The organism is Nocardiopsis sp. CNR-923 (assembly GCF_001942255.1).
Classification (GTDB): domain Bacteria; phylum Actinomycetota; class Actinomycetes; order Streptosporangiales; family Streptosporangiaceae; genus Nocardiopsis.
Genome location: NZ_MKKC01000050.1, coordinates 1 through 1,197 on the forward strand (window position 1 = coordinate 1; position 1,197 = coordinate 1,197).

Consider the following 1,197-nt stretch of genomic DNA (forward strand, 5'->3'; position numbering starts at 1 on the left):
CCAGATTCCGCGCTCCAGGCCGCTGAATTACGCGGAACGCAGGTGTGTGGTCGACGGTCCGGTCCTTCCCTCCGCGGTGCCCATCCCCAGGGTCGACCCCGACGAGTTGGAGGCCGCCGCCGGGCGTTTGCGCACCGCGGGCGAGGCCATCGCCGAGTCCGGTGTCGACATCACCTCGACCTGGGCCGGGTTGGAGGGCATCTACACCGCTCCGGAGTCGGGGGAGCTGTTGTCGGTGATCGACCCGGTGGGATCGGACACCGCAGCGGCCCAGGAGGCCGTGGCCGGGGCGGCCGAGGCCCTGACCACGTTTGCCGAGACCGCGCGGCCGTTGAAGGAGGAACTGATCCGCCTCCAAGGGCAGGCGGTCGAGTTGTGGGAGGAGGTCGACGGCGACCAGGAGTGGTCCGACGACGAGGATCTACGCGAGCGCAACAACGACCTCAACAACCGCATCGCCCAAGCCGTGTTCGAGTTCCAGGCGGCTGAGCGCACCTGCGCGAACGCCATCGGGGCCAGCTACGGCGGCACCTACTTCCGCGGGGCCGATGAGCTGTCCGCCGCCGATCCCGGTCAGACATCCGAGGGCCGGGACGGCGCCTACTACGGCACGTTCACGGTGCAGGTCGACGCGGACAACCCCTGGGGTTCCCCGGCCCAGGCGAGTAGGCCCTGGTACGAGGACGTGTGGGCTGGCGTCGCGGACGCCGCGGTGGGAGTGGTCACCGGGGCGGCGACCGCCCTGGGCCTGCGAGACCCCGACGGCGGGGCCGTCTACCCCCTGTCTGCGGAGAACTTCGCCAACATCGGTGCGGAGCTGGAGGACTCGCTGGTGGGGTTGGGGAACCTGTCGGGGTTCTTCGTCGACGGCCAGTTCCGCGCACCGGACTCGGCCGATGACTGGTACGCCACCGCCCGGGAGCCTTGGATCGGCGCGTTCGAGGCCGTGGTTCCCCTCAGCGAGTGGGAGGACAGGCCCGGGTACGTGATCGCCACCGGAGCGGTCAACGTCGGCTCGGCGGTCTTCGGGCTCGGCGCGATCAAGGCCGGCAACGATCTTCTCGGCGGTGCCACCCGCCCCGACGACGGGGACGTCGTCGTGGACGCGGGGTCGGGCAACCCGACCTCGGCGGACAGCGGCCCGAGGGTGGGTCCGTTCGAGGTCTCCCACCGGCCGGACGGTGCCTCGACCGCTGC

1 pseudogene is annotated in these 1,197 nt (G+C 71.2%); it reads left to right on the plus strand.

What is annotated here, in order from left to right:
* Positions 1 to 76: 76 nt before the first annotated feature.
* Positions 77 to 1,197: pseudogene (locus tag BJF83_RS03190) on the plus strand (hypothetical protein); the annotation flags it as partial.